The sequence below is a fragment of the Terrisporobacter mayombei genome, assembly GCF_020748465.1.
Taxonomy (GTDB): Bacteria; Bacillota; Clostridia; order Peptostreptococcales; family Peptostreptococcaceae; genus Terrisporobacter; species Terrisporobacter mayombei.
In genome coordinates, this window is sequence record NZ_JAHZMP010000226.1 from 1 (window position 1) to 455 (window position 455).

General features: G+C 44.8%; 1 protein-coding gene. It reads right to left on the reverse strand.

Annotated features, from left to right (window positions below; genetic code table 11):
* Window positions 1-69: 69 nt before the first annotated feature.
* On the reverse strand, window positions 70-455 hold a 386-nt coding region (locus K0039_RS25310; protein ID WP_228106890.1), incomplete at its 5' end, for a hypothetical protein.

The following is a 455-nucleotide window of genomic DNA, read 5'->3' on the forward strand; positions in this document are numbered from 1 at the left end:
ATTCGCCTCGCCCGTAAATATCTGAACGGTAAAAAGGTTATGGAAGAAACCGGGGAAAATACGCCCCCATCAGCGTAAGGATTTCTTTTGCCGCTCCAGAGACTCCAGTTTTTTACGCAAATCCTCTCTTTTTTGGGCATCTCTGGTGCCAGCCAGCTCTGCTCTCAACTCATCGATCTGAAGTTGTATCTTCAGTCTGTTACTGAACATTTTCTGTCTGGCATTAACATCCGCAACAATGCCGTTTTTTGTCTTCTCGGCCTTTTGTTGAAAAACATTGCTGTCCGCATGACTGGCAACCGAAGCAGAAAGAACACTAAAAAGCAGGACTGGCACACATTTTTTCACGGGATTATTCCTGACTACACAGCTCATTTTCAGAGCGCAGTAATGAAAGTAGTTTTGCAGAACGGTTGTCACGTCATGATGGAAATTGCCAAACGACTTCATCAGCC